At 52.0% G+C, this 321-nt stretch carries 1 rRNA gene; it reads right to left on the bottom strand.

From position 1 onward, the window contains the following. Nucleotides 1-68 precede the first annotated feature (68 nt). Nucleotides 69-321, bottom strand: a 16S ribosomal RNA gene (locus CVN76_RS02430); the annotation flags it as partial.

The raw sequence follows: 321 nt of genomic DNA, 5'->3' as shown, positions 1-321 counted from the left end.
CTTCCTTCATTGAATGAATTACTCATTCAAAACTGAACAAAACAAAAGCGCACTCGTATTATCCTTAGAAAGGAGGTGATCCAGCCGCACCTTCCGATACGGCTACCTTGTTACGACTTCACCCCACTCATCTGTCCCACCTTAGGCGGCTGGCTCCATGAAGGTTACCTCACCGACTTCGGGTGTTACAAACTCTCGTGGTGTGACGGGCGGTGTGTACAAGGCCCGGGAACGTATTCACCGCGGCATGCTGATCCGCGATTACTAGCGATTCCGGCTTCATGCAGGCGAGTTGCAGCCTGCAATCCGAACTGAGAATGG

It is taken from the genome of Bacillus sp. mrc49 (assembly GCF_002803435.1).
This window is presented reverse-complemented; position numbering and strand designations above follow the sequence as displayed.